At 68.6% G+C, this 15219-nt stretch carries 14 protein-coding genes; 9 read left to right on the top strand and 5 right to left on the bottom strand.

The features are described from left to right. Nucleotides 1-212: 212 nt before the first annotated feature. Complete coding sequence (locus ACFWAY_RS27850; RefSeq protein WP_378452586.1) at nucleotides 213-2024, bottom strand: AMP-dependent synthetase/ligase; 1812 nt, start codon at nucleotides 2022-2024, stop codon at nucleotides 213-215. Between the two features lie 168 nt (nucleotides 2025-2192). On the opposite strand from ACFWAY_RS27850, the gene ACFWAY_RS27855 reads away from it, so the two are divergent. From ACFWAY_RS27855 to ACFWAY_RS27880, 6 genes are all read left to right on the top strand, one after another. Beyond that, nucleotides 2193-2567: a polyketide cyclase / dehydrase and lipid transport gene (locus ACFWAY_RS27855; protein WP_378452585.1), complete on the top strand. Its 375-nt coding sequence runs from the start codon at nucleotides 2193-2195 to the stop codon at nucleotides 2565-2567. Nucleotides 2568-2719: 152 nt separating this feature from the next. Further along, nucleotides 2720-3157, top strand: coding sequence for an SRPBCC family protein (locus ACFWAY_RS27860; protein ID WP_378452584.1), 438 nt, complete (start codon nucleotides 2720-2722; stop codon nucleotides 3155-3157). Continuing rightward, nucleotides 3154-4395 carry an ArsA family ATPase gene (locus ACFWAY_RS27865; protein WP_378512944.1) on the top strand — a complete coding sequence of 414 codons (1242 nt, stop codon included), beginning with the start codon at nucleotides 3154-3156 and terminating at the stop codon, nucleotides 4393-4395. The genes ACFWAY_RS27860 and ACFWAY_RS27865 overlap by 4 nt, the downstream gene beginning before the upstream one ends. Next, nucleotides 4392-4793, top strand: a complete 402-nt coding sequence (locus ACFWAY_RS27870; protein ID WP_378452583.1) for a hypothetical protein — start codon at nucleotides 4392-4394, stop codon at nucleotides 4791-4793. The genes ACFWAY_RS27865 and ACFWAY_RS27870 overlap by 4 nt, the downstream gene beginning before the upstream one ends. Before the next feature lie 52 nt (nucleotides 4794-4845). After that, nucleotides 4846-5859 (top strand): ROK family protein, encoded by a 1014-nt coding sequence (locus ACFWAY_RS27875; protein WP_378452582.1) that lies wholly within the window; start codon nucleotides 4846-4848, stop codon nucleotides 5857-5859. 130 nt (nucleotides 5860-5989) lie between these two features. Beyond that, the gene (locus tag ACFWAY_RS27880; RefSeq protein ID WP_378452600.1) at nucleotides 5990-6748 is read left to right on the top strand and encodes a lysophospholipid acyltransferase family protein; all 759 of its coding nucleotides are present in this window, start codon (nucleotides 5990-5992) and stop codon (nucleotides 6746-6748) included. A gap of 13 nt (nucleotides 6749-6761) precedes the next feature. Here ACFWAY_RS27880 and ACFWAY_RS27885 read toward each other — a convergent pair whose 3' ends face one another. Next, nucleotides 6762-8084, bottom strand: coding sequence for a glycosyltransferase 87 family protein (locus ACFWAY_RS27885; protein WP_378452581.1), 1323 nt, complete (start codon nucleotides 8082-8084; stop codon nucleotides 6762-6764). Between the two features lie 69 nt (nucleotides 8085-8153). Between ACFWAY_RS27885 and ACFWAY_RS27890 the strand changes: the two genes are divergently transcribed. Together ACFWAY_RS27890 and ACFWAY_RS27895 are read left to right on the top strand one after the other, a co-directional pair. Then, nucleotides 8154-8645: a polyadenylate-specific 3'-exoribonuclease AS gene (locus ACFWAY_RS27890; RefSeq protein ID WP_011594241.1), complete on the top strand. Its 492-nt coding sequence runs from the start codon at nucleotides 8154-8156 to the stop codon at nucleotides 8643-8645. 42 nt (nucleotides 8646-8687) lie between these two features. Next, entirely contained in the window at nucleotides 8688-10073 is a 1386-nt protein-coding gene (locus ACFWAY_RS27895) for a class II 3-deoxy-7-phosphoheptulonate synthase (protein WP_005247669.1), read from the top strand. Between the two features lie 47 nt (nucleotides 10074-10120). On the opposite strand, the gene pknB is transcribed toward ACFWAY_RS27895, so the two are convergent. Next, on the bottom strand, nucleotides 10121-12139 hold the full coding sequence (gene pknB, locus ACFWAY_RS27900; protein ID WP_378452580.1) for a Stk1 family PASTA domain-containing Ser/Thr kinase: 2019 nt from the start codon (nucleotides 12137-12139) through the stop codon (nucleotides 10121-10123). A gap of 110 nt (nucleotides 12140-12249) precedes the next feature. Between pknB and ACFWAY_RS27905 the strand changes: the two genes are divergently transcribed. Continuing rightward, the gene (locus tag ACFWAY_RS27905) at nucleotides 12250-12618 is read left to right on the top strand and encodes an Rv2175c family DNA-binding protein (RefSeq protein WP_378512909.1); all 369 of its coding nucleotides are present in this window, start codon (nucleotides 12250-12252) and stop codon (nucleotides 12616-12618) included. Nucleotides 12619-12625: 7 nt separating this feature from the next. On the opposite strand, the gene ACFWAY_RS27910 is transcribed toward ACFWAY_RS27905, so the two are convergent. Together ACFWAY_RS27910 and ACFWAY_RS27915 are read right to left on the bottom strand one after the other, a co-directional pair. After that, nucleotides 12626-13567: a phytoene/squalene synthase family protein gene (locus tag ACFWAY_RS27910; RefSeq protein ID WP_378452578.1), complete on the bottom strand. Its 942-nt coding sequence runs from the start codon at nucleotides 13565-13567 to the stop codon at nucleotides 12626-12628. Nucleotides 13568-13574: 7 nt separating this feature from the next. Continuing rightward, the gene (locus tag ACFWAY_RS27915) at nucleotides 13575-15179 is read right to left on the bottom strand and encodes an alpha-(1->6)-mannopyranosyltransferase A (RefSeq protein ID WP_378512910.1); all 1605 of its coding nucleotides are present in this window, start codon (nucleotides 15177-15179) and stop codon (nucleotides 13575-13577) included. Nucleotides 15180-15219 lie beyond the last annotated feature (40 nt).

The following is a 15219-nucleotide window of genomic DNA, read 5'->3' on the forward strand; positions in this document are numbered from 1 at the left end:
CGTTCCACGCCGCCGTGCACAACCTCGGCAAGATCCTCACCCACCTGACCGGAGGCACCCCCCTCCCCGCCACCGGGTAACCCGAGAACCGGTGGGGGGTGGGGTGACCCACACACCCCCGATCACGTCACCGGGCAACCGCACCCGGGCCACGACCACTCAATTCCGCAACAGCCCCGGGGCGGTTAAGAAGTACTCACGGGCCGAAGGCATTACTTCGCGTAGATGGCGGCGATGTCGTCGGCGAAGCTGTCGTGCACCACGTTGCGCTTGAGCTTCATCGTCGGCGTGAGCTCGCCGGTCTCCTCCGTGAAGTCGACGGGCAGGACCCGGAACTTCTTGATGGCCTCCGCGTGCGACACGAGCTTGTTGGCCTCCGCGACGGCCTCGTCGATCTCGGCCGCGAGGTCGGCGTCGGTGAGCAGATCCGCGACCGTCGTCCCTGCGGGCTTGCCGTTGCGCTCGTTCCACGCGGGCAGTGCGTCGGCGTCGATGGTGATGAGCGCGCCGATGAACGGCTGCTGGTCTCCGACGACGATGGCCTGGCTGATCAGCGGGTGCGCACGCAGGTGATCCTCGAGCTGGGCGGGGGAGACGTTCTTGCCGCCCGCTGTGACGATGATCTCCTTCTTGCGGCCGGTGATGGTGATGTAGCCGTCCGCGTCGACCGATCCGAGGTCGCCGGTGTGGAACCAGCCGTTCTCGATCGCGTCGGCGGTCGCGGTCTCGTTGAGCCAGTAGCCGCTGAAGACGACCGGCCCCGACAGCAGGATCTCGCCGTCGTCGGCGATGCGAACGGAATTGCCCGCCAACGGCTTGCCGACCGAGCCGACCTTCTGCTCGCCGATCGTGTTGACCGCGAACGCCGCGGACGTCTCGGTGAGGCCGTAGCCCTCGTAGATGGTGATGCCGATGCCGCGGAAGAAGTGGCCGAGGCGGGCACCGAGCGGGGCGCCGCCCGAGATCGCCAGTTGGCACTTACCGCCGAGCGCCGACCGCAGCTTCGAGAACACCAACTTGTCGAACAGCGCGTGCTTGGCCTTGAGGACGAGACCCGGCCCGCCCTTGTCCTGAGCCTCGCTCCAGGCGATGGCCGTCTCGGCGGCGGCGTCGAAGATCTTGCCCTTGCCCTCTCCGTGGGCCTTGGCACGGGCGCTGTTGTACACCTTCTCGAACACCCGCGGAACGGACAGGATGAAGTCGGGGCGGAATTCGCCGAACGTGGGGACGAGGTTCGGGATGTCGCTGGTGTGTCCGAGAGCGGCGCCGGCGTCGAACGACGCGATGCTGACGGCGCGCGCCAGGACGTGCGCCATCGGCAGGAACATGAGGGTGCTGACGCCGGGCGTCTTGAGCAGGGTGCCGAGGCTGGAATCGAGGATGCCCTTGGACTCGGCGATGAGGTTGGAATGGGTGAGCTGGCAGCCTTTGGGCCTGCCGGTGGTGCCGGAGGTGTAGATGAGGGTGGCCGGGTCGCTCGACTTCAGCGCGGCAACGCGGGCCCGGACTTCGGAGTCGGGAACGTCGGTGCCCAGTTCGGTCAGTTCCTCGACGACGCCACGGCGGCCGTCCGACGCCTCGATCTGGTAGACGCCGCGGAGCGCGGTCGCGTCGGCGACGACGGCCTTCACGGTGGCCGCGTGCGTCGCGTTCTCGACGACGAGATCGATCGCGGCGGAGTCTTCGAGAATCCACCGGACCTGCTCGGCGGAGGACGTCTCGTAAATCGGGACGGTGACGCCGCCTGCCGCCCAGATCGCGAAGTCGACGAGGGGCCACTCGTACCGGGTGGCCGACATCAGTGCCACCCGGTCGCCCTGCTGGACGCCGAGGGCGATGAGACCTTTGGCGACCGCGGTGACCTGAGCCGCGAACTCGGCGGCCGTGACGTCGGTCCAGCGTCCGCCGATCTTGCGCTTGTACACGACCAGCGTCGGGTCGGCCGCGGCGTGGGCGAACACCGAGTCGACCGCGGACGCGTCCTCCGCGATCGTGAACGACTGTGGCGCGCTGAACTCGGGCACGAAAACCTCCGACACTGAAGATACTGACGAGTAGGATTGTCGTCCCAACTTTAGACCTTCCCGTGCCCGGTCCGCGTCCAGGCCGAAGAAGGGTGGTCAGAGCCCTGTCCGCGAGGTGCCGCGGAACCCCGCGGCCACCGCCGACAGTGGTATGTGAAGCTAGTCGCCGTGAGCAGCATTCAGGTCGCAGACCAGACGTTCATCGCGGCCCCACCGCAGCAGGTCGCGGCGGCGATCGCCCCGCCGGCCCGCTGGCGCCGGTGGTGGCCGGATCTCACCCTCACCGTCCGCGAGGACCGGGCCGAGAAGGGTATCCGGTGGACGGTGGCCGGACCCCTCACCGGAACGATGGAAGTGTGGCTCGAGCCGGTGCTGGACGGAGCGATCGTCCACTACTTCCTCCACGCCGAACCGGCCCGCAGCGAGGGCACCCCCGATCTGGCCGCACTGAACCGACGCAGGCGCGTCGAGGGAAAGGTGATGTCCTTCGAGGTGAAGAAGGAACTCGAGGCAGGTCGAGCTGCGGGAGAACCGCCCTCCTGAGGCAGATCCGGCCGCCGCGGCGGGGTCGGCATTGTGTCAGGGCGCCGAGATCGTGTGTGATAGTCGGGCACAACACAGACATACGAAACCGGTAACGGCGTGGCCCCGCGATCGACGAGCGGGTCGGCCAGGCGAAAGGAAGCGTTCACTCCATGCCCGAGAGGACCAAGAGGTCGATCAGTATCGAGGCGCCGCCCGCCCGGGTAATGGATGTGATAGCCGACTTCGACGCGTACCCCGCGTGGGTGGCCGCCGCGAAGTCCGTCGAAGTCATGGAGCCCGGAAAGAACGGCCGGGCCGACCGGGTGCGTTTCGTGCTCGACGCGGGCATGGTCAAGGACACGTACGTACTCCGCTACGACTGGGCGCCCGACGGCAAATCGGTCAGCTGGGAACTCGAGTCCGGTGAGATCCAGAAGTCGCAGTTCGGTTCATACGTGCTCGAGGACGAGCCGGGCGGCGGCACGACCGTCACGTACGAGCTCACCGTCGACCTCACCATTCCGATGATCGGCCTGTTCAAGCGCAAGGCGGAGAAGGCGATCACCGACACCGCGCTCAAGGAACTCAAGAAGCGGGTGGAAGGCTGAGCAGCGAGGGCAGTGCCGGACCTGCGCGGGTCCAGTTCTTCGTAGGGAAGGGGGGCGTCGGGAAGACGACGCTCGCGGCCGCGACGGCGCAGGCGGCCGCAGAGGCGGGCAGCCGGACTCTTCTCGTCTCGCTCGACCAGGCGCACTCGCTCGCCGACGTGATCGGGATCGCTGCCGCCCGGGATCTCGTGTCCGTGACCGACACCCTCGACGTCCTCGAGCTCGACACCCTGACGTTGCTCGAGCACAGATTCCGGAGTCTGGCAGCGGTTCTCGCGGCCGCTGGGACGCACGACCACGGCGCCCAGTTGTCCGCGCTCGAACCGGAGGAGCTGACCGGGCTTCCCGGCGTGCAGGACGTGCTCGGGCTCAGGGAGATCGTCCGGTTCGCCACCGAGGGCGACTACGACGCCGTCGTGGTCGACTGCCCGCCCACCGCGGACTGTCTTCGGACGCTCGCCGCGCCTGCGATGGCTCTCGAGTACATCGAGCGGGTGTGGCCGCAGCACCGCCGCATCGTCGCGCTCCTGGGTTCCGATCCCCGCCTCGTCATGCTCGTGTCGCTGATCGAACAGGTCGTGGCCGCGGTCGGCGAGGTCCGGGAGATGCTCGCGAACCGGGCGAAAACCACTGTGCGACTGGTGACGACACCGGAGCGGGTGGTACTGACGGAAACCCGGCGCACCGTTGCGGTCGCCGCACTGTCCGGCCTGCGCGTCGACGCGATCCTCGTGAACAACCTTCTGCCGCACTTCGATTCGCCGGCAGGACACGACGATCCCGGTGTGGCATGGTTGATCCGGCGGCGAGCCCTGCAGCAGCGGGTGCTCGCCGAGCTGACCGCCTCCGCGGGCACGACGGTGATCCTCTCGGTGACCCGGTCGGTGACGGAGCCGGTAGGGTGGGCCGATCTCGGCGGAATCGCCCGGGAGTTGTATGCCGACGACACGGACGCGGTTGCGGTGTTGGGGAAGAGCCCACCTGCGGTGCGGGTGGGGCTGGAATCGGGGGCCGGTGTGGATTCTGTGTACACGATGCGGATGTATCTGCCGCTCGTGAACCCGTCGACCCTCACGTTGGGTCGAGTGGAGGACGACTTGGTCGTGGGAGCTGAAGGGGTGCGCCGCAGGGTCCGCCTCGCCTCGGTCCTGCGCCGGTGCGTCGTCGCGGGCGCAGAACTCGACGGAAGTGATCTGGTCGTGCGCTTCACGCCCGACCCGCAGGTGTGGCCGGTATGAACGACGACCACGCGCAGCTGGTGGCGGAGCTGCGGGCGCTCGCCGAGACCGCCCTGGACCGTCTGGAGCCGATTCTCCAGCGCGCGGCCGCGCCGCACGCCCAGGCGGACGCCGAGGGAGCGCCGGCCGGAACCGGGCAGTGGTCGGGATGCACGTGGTGCCCGGTGTGCGCACTCGCGGCTCTGATCCGCGGCGAGCAGCACGATCTCGTGACCCTGCTCGCCGGCCAGGCGTCCGTGTTGATCGCGGTACTGCGACAGGTCCTCGACGAGCACGCCGTTCACGACACCTCGGGCCCCGGCGGCCCCGACGGTCCGGAACCCGGCCCCGGCGGTGGAACGCCCGAACCGGACGGCGGCTCGGCGTTCGAGCCGATCACGGTCACCATCAAGCATTGAGCGTGCTCAGCTCGGGCCGGATCGCCGGACTCGTGCACGTCGGAGATCCGGCATGGGCACAATCATCTCCATGAGCACAGGCACGGGCAGCGAACGTGGCGGCAGCGCGGCGCTGACCATCGGCATCGACGTGGGTGGAACGAGCATCCGCGCGTCGGTGGTCGACTCGGCAGGCGAGGTGCTCGACTCGCTTCAGTCGCCGACCCCGGCGTCGGCGAAGGCACTCGAGAACGGCCTGGACCGCGCGGTCCGGGAGCTGTCCGCGCGGCACGACGTCGCCGCGGTGGGGCTGGCGGTCGCCGGGTTCATCACCCCCGACCGCACGACGGTGCGGTTCGCGCCGCATCTTCCGTGGGTGGGTTCACCCGTCGGCCGGGACCTCGGGCAGCGTCTCGGTCTGCCGGTGATCCTCGAGCACGACGTGAACGCGGCGGCCTGGGCCGAGCACCGGTTCGGTGCGGCAGCAGGCGGCCGGAACGTGGTGATGCTCGCGATCGGCACGGGCATCGGCGCGGCGCTCCTCGCGGACGGTCGGCTGTACCGCGGCAGCCACGGCGTCGCACCCGAACTCGGCCACATCCAGGTGGTCCCCGACGGACGCCCGTGCGCGTGCGGCAAACACGGCTGCTGGGAGCGGTACTGCAGCGGGACGGCCCTCGTCGACACCGCGATCGAACTTCTGGCCGCGGATCCGGCGGCGTCGACCGTCCTCGCGCGGGAGGTTGCGGTCGATCCCGGTGTGCTGACGGGCCGGCGGATCGCGGGCGCGGCACAGGACGGCGATCCGCTGGCGCTGGAGACCATGCGGGAGTTCGCCCGTTGGCTCGGCGTCGGCCTGGCGCTCATCGGGGACGTGTACGACCCGGATCTCGTCGTGATCGCCGGTGGGGTCGCGAGTTCCTCACCGCTGTTCATCGACGAGGCCCGTGAGCATTACGCGGCGCTGACGACGGGGGCCGGGCACCGGCCGCTGGCCCGCATCCGTCCGACCCAGCTTGGCGAGGCGGCGGGCATGATCGGAGCGGCGGAACTCGCTCGGGCCGTCCTGCCCGATCGGGTAGGTTGACGTCCGGTCCATTGCTGTAAACCCGCAGAGTGTGATCCTGTGCGGGCCTCCCGGGCGTGTGTAGCGACCCTCACCCACCCGAAGTAGAGTCGACCCGAACGAAGCTTGGGTTGTGAACGGGAGGGACGCCATGTGGTACTGGCTCTTCAAGTACGTGTTTTTGGGGCCGGTTCTCTGGGGGCTGGGTAGGCCGACCGTGGAGGGTACGGAGAACATTCCGGCGGAGGGTGGAGCCATCTTGGCGAGTAACCATCAGGCCGTGCTGGATTCGTTCTTCCTGCCGTTGCGTGTGCCGCGGAGGATCACTTTTCTCGCCAAGAGCGAGTACTTCACCGGGACGGGACTCAAGGGCGCTTTCCAGCGCTGGTTCTTCTCGGTGGTCGGCCAGGTGCCGATCGACCGGACGGGCGCCGACGCCGCGCAGGACGCATTGAACGCCGGGTTGCGAGTCCTCTCGCAGGGCAAGCTGCTCGGCATCTACCCGGAGGGCACCCGATCGCCCGACGGCCGCCTCTACAAGGGCAAGACGGGCCTGGCACGCATGGCTCTCGAGTCCGGTGTGAAGGTCATCCCGGTCGCGATGATCGGAACGGAGAAGGTCAACCCGATCGGCTCCCGGGTGTGGCGTCCCTCGAAGGTCACCATCCGCGTCGGTGAGCCCATCGACTTCTCGCGTTTCGAGGGGATGGGCGGCAACCGTTTCGTGGAGCGGGCCGTCACCGACGAGGTCATGTACAAGCTGATGAAGCTGTCGGGCCAGGAATACGTCGACATCTACGCTGCGACGCTGAAGAAGAAGGCGCCCGCCGCCGACGCCCCGGTCGCCGACGTGTCGCCGGCGAGCGACGCCACCACCGTCACGCGACTGCCTGACACGCGGGCGAGCTGACCGCCGCGACCTCTCAGCCGACGGGGACGGTGAGATCGTCGGACGCCTCCGACCGATCGTCCTCGTCGGACTGTGAGGGACGGGTGCGGAACGCGACAATCGCGACCAGCACCACGGCGAGTCCCCACCACACATAGGAGGACGCCAGGAACTGATCCCACAGATTCCAGTGGGTTCCGCTCCAGCGTCCCACCCCGAGTTTCCAGTGCGCGGCGAGCTTCACGACGACGACGCCGACCACGGCCGTGACCGCCAGGGCGACGCTCCGGCGACGGTAGGCGAGGACCCCGAGCACGAGGATCACCGGCACCGACCACACCCAGTGGTGCGACCAGGATACGGGGGAGACGAGCAGTCCGAGGACGGCGTTGAGCCCCAGAGCGAGCGCGGTCTCGCCGGACCGGAGCGCCCGCACCATCGCGAGAATCACGAGTGCGAGAACCACGACGCTGAGCAGCAGCCAGATCGGGGTTCGCACCGAGTCGCTCAGTCCGAGCCGGGCCAGCACACCGGTGATGCTCTGGTTCGCCGGATACGCCGGGGTGCCGATCCGATCGGAATCGAAGAGCGTGTGCGTCCAGTAGGTGACGGAGTCGTTCCACGTCGCGATCGCGCCCACGGCGCTGAACGCGAGGAAACTGACCGCGGTCACGACGGCGGAGCGAAAGTCCTTGCGCACCAGGAAGTACAGGATGAACACGGCCGGCGTCAGCTTCACCGCCGCCGCGAGGCCGATCAGCACGCCGCGGGGCCACGGCGTCTTCTTCGGCAGGCAATCCGCCGCGACCAGCAGCATCAGCAGGATGTTGATCTGCCCGTAGTCCAGGGTCGACGAGACGGGTTCGAGGGCCATCGACACCGCGAGCGCGCCGAGGGCCGTCCATACCAGCGTGGTGCGGGGTGCGATGCCCAGCGAGTCGAGCGTGACGACGAGGACGCCGAACAGCGCGATCAGCGACAACACCGTCACGACGGTCCCGGCTGTCGCCAGCGACACCGTCGACAGCGGACTGAAGACGACGGCGGCGAGCGGCGGGTACGTGAACGGCAGGAAGTTGCCCATCTGGGTGGCCGGCATCGACCCGTACAGGGTCGGGCCGTGCAGGAACATCGAACCGCCCAGGCGGTAGACGTCGAGATCCAGCCGGTAGTAGCTGCCGAAGTCCCGTAGACCGGGCAGTCCGAGCAGGTTGTACGCGAATCCGACCGCGAGCCCGGCGAGGACGAGGACTCGGACGACGAGACCTCCGACGCGGAGATGCAGAGGCACCCGCGGGGAGTCGAGCGGGTCCGCGACAGGGGCGGCGGACTGTCGACCGTCGGAGGTTGCGCTCACCGAGGCCTCCTTCACGAGGTATGGGGGTGGATCCGGATGACGCCAACGGGTGAGGCATAGTTTGCGGGCGTGCGTTACTTCTACGACTGCGAGTTCATCGAGGATGGTCGCACGATCGACCTGGTGTCGATCGGGGTGGTCGCGGAGGACGGACGTGAATTCTACGCGGTGTCCACCGAGTTCGATCCCGACCGTGCGGGCAAGTGGGTGCGCAGGAACGTACTGCCGAAGTTGCCGCAGCCGTCGTCGCCCCTCTGGAAGAGCCGCGCCCGCATTCGCGACGACCTCTACGCGTTCCTGATTCCCCGGCCCGGCATCGTCCCCGAACTGTGGGCGTGGGTGGCCGCCTACGACCACGTCGCCCTCTGCCAGTTGTGGGGGGACATGACGGAGCTGCCGCAGTCGCTGCCCCGGTACACGCGGGAACTCCGCCAGTACTGGGAAGAGCACGGCAGCCCGGCGCTCCCACCTGCACCGGGTGACGCGCACGACGCCCTCGCCGACGCCCGGCACAACCTGGCGAAGTTCGAGGCAGTTCAGGCGGCGCGCTCACTCCGGTGACCTGACTCGCCATCGCTCCGGTCGAGCGAATATCCTGTATGGGTGAACTGGACTGTCGACGTGCCGATCGACCGCTTGCCCGAACTCCCGCCGCTGCCCACCGAGATGCGTGAGCGCCTCGATGCAGCGTTGGCCAAGCCCGCTGCCCAGCAGCCGCAATGGCCCGAGGGGCAGGCCGCCGCGATGCGGACCGTCCTCGAGAGCGTGCCACCGATCACGGTGGCCAGCGAGGTCGTGGCCCTGCAGGAGAAGCTGGCCCAGGTCGCGCGCGGCGAAGCGTTCCTCCTCCAGGGGGGTGACTGCGCCGAGACGTTCGCGGACAACACCGAGCCGCACATCAAGGGCAACATCCGCACCCTGCTGCAGATGGCCGTCGTCCTGACCTACGGAGCGAGCCTGCCCGTCGTCAAGGTCGCCCGCATCGCCGGTCAGTACGCCAAGCCGCGGTCGTCGAACGTCGACGCCCTGGGCCTGCAGTCGTACCGCGGCGACATGATCAACTCCCTCGTCGCGGACGAGGCCGTGCGCGCCCACGACCCGTCGCGGCTCGTGCGGGCGTACGCGAACGCCAGCGCCGCGATGAACCTGGTTCGCGCGCTCACCGGCGCGGGTATGGCCGACCTGCACAAGGTGCACGACTGGAACCGCGAGTTCGTGGCGTCGTCGCCGGCCGGGGCCCGCTACGAGGCGCTCGCCGCGGAGATCGACCGTGGGCTGCAGTTCATGAACGCCTGCGGTGTCACCGATCCCAGCCTGCACCACGCGCAGATCTTCGCCAGCCACGAGGCGCTCGTCCTCGATTACGAGCGCGCGATGCTGCGCCTCGACAACGACGACGACCACGCCAAGCTGTACGACCTGTCCGCTCACTTCCTGTGGATCGGCGACCGCACTCGTCAGCTCGACGGGGCGCACATCGCATTCGCCGAACTCGTGTCGAACCCGATCGGCCTGAAGATCGGACCCAGCACCACACCGGAGATGGCGGTCGAATACGTCGAGCGCCTCGACCCCACCAACAAGCCGGGTCGCCTCACCCTGATCTCGCGCATGGGTAACAACAAGGTCCGCGACCTGCTGCCGCCCATCATCGAAAAGGTCCAGGCCACCGGTCATCAGGTGATCTGGCAGTGCGACCCGATGCACGGCAATACGCACGAGGCGTCCACCGGGTACAAGACCCGCCACTTCGACCGCATCGTCGACGAGGTCCAGGGATTCTTCGAGGTCCACAACGGTCTCGGCACCTACCCGGGCGGCATCCATGTCGAACTCACCGGTGAGAACGTCACAGAATGTCTCGGCGGCGCGCAGGACATCTCCGACCTCGACCTGTCCGGTCGCTACGAGACGGCGTGCGACCCCCGTCTGAACACCCAGCAGTCGCTGGAACTGGCGTTCCTCGTCGCGGAGATGCTGCGCGGCTGACCGCCGCGCGTACATTCAGGGGAACTCACTGCCCTGCACCTGCGGGGTCAGGGCAGTGAGACCAGGGTGACCGTACTGCCTGGCTTCACGAGATCGCCGCTGCCCGGGTTCTGGCTGATGACCAGCGACCTGTCCGTGTCGGTCACCGAACGCACCTTCACGTCGAGTCCGAGGCGGCTCAGTTCGTCGCGTGCGGATCCGACCGTCCGCCCCAGCATCGACGGCAACCGCACCGCATTCGACACACTCAACGTCACGCTGGTGCCCGCAGTGACGCGGGTACCTGCCTTCGGGCTGGTGGCGATCGCGTCTCCGGCCGCGACGTTCCGGTCGAAGTCCGTGGTGGTGTCCTGCACGACGATGCCCACCGCCTCGAGTGAGGTGCGTGCCTCGGCCTCCGACATGCCCTTCACGTCGGGAACGTCTACCGGCGGTGCACCTTTGCTGACGATCAGTTTGACTGTGGAACCGGTCGCGAGCTCCGTACCCGGTGCCGGGTCGAGCGCGGCGACCGCACCGATCGGGACCTTCGCGCTGAACGCCTGACCACCGTCGACCGGTGTGAACGTGCGGTTCCGCAGTTCCTGCTCGATTCCGGCGCGCTCACCGCCCGCGGGCAGGGGCGGGACGGTCGGCCTCCCCAGGGAGACGAGGAGAGCCACCGTGCCGTCGCGGGAGATTCGTGACCCGCCGGTGGGATCGGTACCCAGCACCGTGTCGAGCGCCGCCGTGTCGGAATACTGCCCCCGGATCTCCGTCGACAGACCGGCCGCTTCGATCGCCGTCACCGCCGCACCGCGATCGAGACCGTCGGTGGTCGGGACAGCGGTGAATCGGCCCGAACCCATCCACCAGCCACCGAAACCCACCGCAAGGGCGAGCATCAGGATCACGAGCAGCCACACGATCGTGGTCCGGCGCGAGCGCTGCCGTTGGGCGGCGAAGTCGGGGTAGCGGTAGCCGTCATCGGGTTCGTCCTCCACCGCGAACGACGGTTCGTCGATCGGCGGGCGCGGAGTCTGGGTGGTGACGACCCGCGTGTGCTGGACACCCGGCTGCGCCGGCAGTGGGCTGGGCGGTGACAGCGGCGCGGCGGGGCGAAGGTGCACCGTGGGCGGTGCGACGGGGCCCGGCGGCGCACTCAGTGGGGGTGCGCTCGCGGCGGCCGCGGCGCTCAGGTGCTGCGCCGAGCGTCGCGGGGCGGGCACTCGGTAGGCGGGCAGGTCGAGCGCCGCCGCGATGCCACGCAGGGCCGAGCCCATCTGCTCGGCGTTGGCGAAGCGGTGTGATGGTTCCCGGTGGGTGGCCTCCGCGACGAGTTCGTCGAACTCGGGCGGGACACCCGCGATGAACGAACCCGGCCTCGGGACGTCCTGGTTGATCCGCTGATACGCGACGGACAACGACGTGTCCCCGGTGAACGGGGTCCGTCCGGTGAGGAGTTCGAAAAGCAGGACACCGGTGGAGTAGACGTCGCTGCGGGTATCGGCGATCCCGGACGTCACCTGCTCCGGCGACAGGTACGCCGCCGTACCCAGAATCACACTGTTCGACGTGGTGGTCGACGCCGCGGCGGCCCGCACCAGGCCGAAATCGGCGATCTTCACCTCACCGCCGTCGGAGATCAGGATGTTCTCGGGTTTGACGTCGCGGTGCACGAGACCGGCCCGGTGGGCGACGGCGAGCGCGTCGAGAACCGGGCCGACGACCGCGGCCACCGCGTGCGGCGGCATCGGCCCGCGTTCCCGCAGCAGTTCACGGAGCGTTCCGCCGTCGACGAGTTCCATCACCAGGAACGCGTGCTCGCGGTCGTGCCCCTGGTCGTAGACCGCGACCAGCGACGGATGCTTGAGTCGCGCGACCGAGCGGGCCTCGAACTCGAACCGGGTGACGAACGCCGGGTCGGCCGCGAACTGCGGATCCATCACCTTGATGGCCACCGGACGGTCGAGACGCGTATCGAGCCCCCTGTAGACGGTGGACATGCCGCCACGCGCGATCGTGGCATCCACCCGATAGCGCCGGTCGAGCAGCTCGCCGATCAAACGTTGACCTCCATCGTGCACAGTGTCCGTTCCCCCGTCAGTGCGCGCAGCCCGGCCACGCGCCCCTCAATCGTAGCCAGCGACACCGACCGGTAGCGCCACGGCGGAAGCGACCGGATAACGTTAGGGGAGTGAGTGCCATCCCTTACTGTGACAATGTCCTGGACCCTTCCGTCTCGCTCCTCCAGTTGGTGGACGTCGCGAAGAACCTCGGTGTGGGCGTCACCCGCGTGCAGCAGCTTCTGCGTGATCAGCAGTTGATCGCCGTGCGACGCGACGGCGTCCTCGGTGTTCCCGAACTCTTCTTCGACGAGACCGGTGAGACCGTCAAGTGGCTGCCCGGTCTCATCGCGGTGCTGCACGACGGCGGATTCGACGACGAGGAAATCCTGCAGTGGCTGTTCCGTGAGGACGACAGCCTCCCCGGCACGCCCGTACAGGCCCTGCACGGGGACCTCGCCCGCGAAGTGATCCGCCGCGCTCAGGCGATGGGATTCTGACCGCCGGTCACCACACTCGGCCGCGGGCAGGCACCGCGAGCCGGGCGAACTGAGGCAGCGCCGTCGCCCACCGGTTTCTCCGGGACACGGTGGCGCGCCGGTCGAGCACCCGGTAACCACCTCGCTCGATCTCGTCGAGAATGCGTGAATACAGCACGAACGCGGTCCGGATACCCGGTTGCACCCGTCGGTCCAGCATCGCGATGCCCGGTTCCGCGTCCCGGTACACAGACCGGGTGATCGAGATCAGATGGGCGAGAGCCCGCACGATCCGCTGGTCCGTCGTGCCGCTTCGACGGCTGTGCACGAGAAGTTCGGTGTCGACACCGAACGCGGCCAATTCGTCGGCCGGGAGGTAGACCCGGCCCCGGTCCAGGTCCTCGCCGACGTCGCGAAGGAAATTGGTCAGCTGGAACGCCTCACCGAGAGCCGCGGCGTGCGGTTCGGCATCGGCGACGGGCCCGGTGGTTCCGAGGACGGGCAGCATCTGCAACCCGATCACGACGGCCGAGCCGTACATGTACGTCCGGAGTTCGGGCAGGGTGCCGTACTCGGCCCGATGCTCCGCCGTCCCCGGAACATCCATCCGCATGGACCGCAGGAACGCGAAGAAGTAGTCGTGGGGGATGTCGAAGGACGCCACGGTGTCGAGGAAGGCGGGAAGGACCCGCTGCATCTCCCGTTCGCACGCATCCGGCCCGACCGCGTCGCGGTTCGTGAAGCCGAGTCGCAGTACCGCGTCGATCCGATCGAGTTCGGCGGCGCAGTCGCGGGCCGTCCGACCGGGATCGACGTCCACGATGTCGTCGACCGTGCGGGCGAACCCGTAGAGGGAATGCACGGCGGCCCGGCGGCGCTCGGGAAGCAGCCGGGTCGCGAGATGGTAGGTACGTCCGTGCTCCGCCGTCACCGCGCCGCAGTACCGGTAACTGTCGGCCAGCTCGGTCATCGACCGGTCATTCGACGCCGGGCGACGTCGCAACACCTGCGAGGTCGGAGGTGCGCTCTTCCTCGGCAGGCCGGGGTGTGCGCAGCCGCAGCGGGTCGACCGTGCGGAGCGATACGGCCGCGACGACCGCGGCGAACGTCGCGAGCACGACGTGCGGGAACGTGTAGAGGCCGATCGACCCGTCGGGCTGGAAGACCAGCATCAACCAGGTGGACAACCCGACGAGGATCATCAGGGTCCGCGTCGACAATGCGAAGCCGGCTGCGATGGCGATCGGCCACGAGTAGTACCAGGGCAGTGCCGCGGGCGACAGAATCACGATCGCGACCAGGACGATGAGGATTCCGAGAATCGCGTCACGCTCGGTCTTCCGGTAGCGCCACCAGGCCGCCAGCACGATCGCGACCAGGGCCACCGCGCAGATCGGGCGGGTGATGGCCAGCACCTCACCCAGCCGCAGCTCCGCGAACCACGACGTTCCGACGGTCACGATGTGGGCGAGAATCGTCGGCAGCGACAACCAGTTGATGATCTTGTTCGATCCGGACAGCGCGGTCATCCAGCCGAGCCCGACACCGGCGACGGCGGAAGCGGCCGCGAAAATGGCCACGAATACGGCGAATCCCGCGCCCGCGGTCTTCGCGAACGACTGGAGCGGCGACGCGGGTGTGCGCCCTTCCGCCTCGGCCTTCTCCTTCTCGTGGAGCATCCAGATCCACACCAGGAAGGGCAGCGCGGCGCCTGCGGTCGCCTTGATCGCGACCGCGACCGCGACGAGGGCGATCCCGGCGAGATGGCGACGTTCGAGGACGAGCGCGATGCCGGCGATCATCAGGCCGACCATCAGCAGTTCGTTGTGGACACCGCCGATGAGGTGCACGAGGACCAGCGGATTGAGCACGGCGAGCCACAGGGCGATCGCCGGATTGCCGCCGAGGTGCCGCGCGAGGTGCGGAACGCCCCACACCATGAGCGCGAGGCCGGGCAGCATCGTCACGCGCAGGAGCATCGTCCCGGCGATCACGTTGTCGCCGGTCAGCGCCGTGATCCCCTGACTGAGGAGCAGGAACAGCGGACCGTACGGCGCGGTCGTGGTGGTCCACACGTTGCTGACGTTGTCGAGAAGCACGCCCGGGTTGACCACCGGCCCGACGGCGTAGGGGTCGAACCCGTCACGCAGGAGCGCACCCTGCGCCAGATAGGAGTAGGCGTCCCGGCTGAACATCGGCACGGCCAGCAGCAGCGGCGCCGTCCACACCGGCACGACCATCCGCAACTGCCGGAGGGTGACGTCGCCGCCGAGCGTCGCGCGGCCCAACCGCACCCAGGCCGTGATCATCGCGACGACACCCACCCAGACGATGATCGTCGACAGGATCTGACCGTGACCGAACCGGAGCCACGACAGGTGTATCGCCTCGAGGAGCGGGTCCTCGCGGCGGACGCTGCCCGCACCGAAACCACCGAACGTGATCATCACGGCGCCCGCGAAACCGAGGATGGCGGCGTGCCCCTCCGGGCTGCGGAGGAAGTCGGCCGTGGTCTGGGGCCACGACCGCTGCGGCGTGGTCGTCGCAGCGGCGACGGTCGCCTGCGGGGCAGAGGACGTCATGAGTGCAGATTCCTCCCCCGAGGTGAGTTCGGTTGCGGTC

Origin of the sequence: Rhodococcus sp. NPDC059968 (assembly GCF_042738615.1) — a bacterium.
Classification (GTDB): Bacteria; Actinomycetota; Actinomycetes; order Mycobacteriales; family Mycobacteriaceae; genus Rhodococcus_F.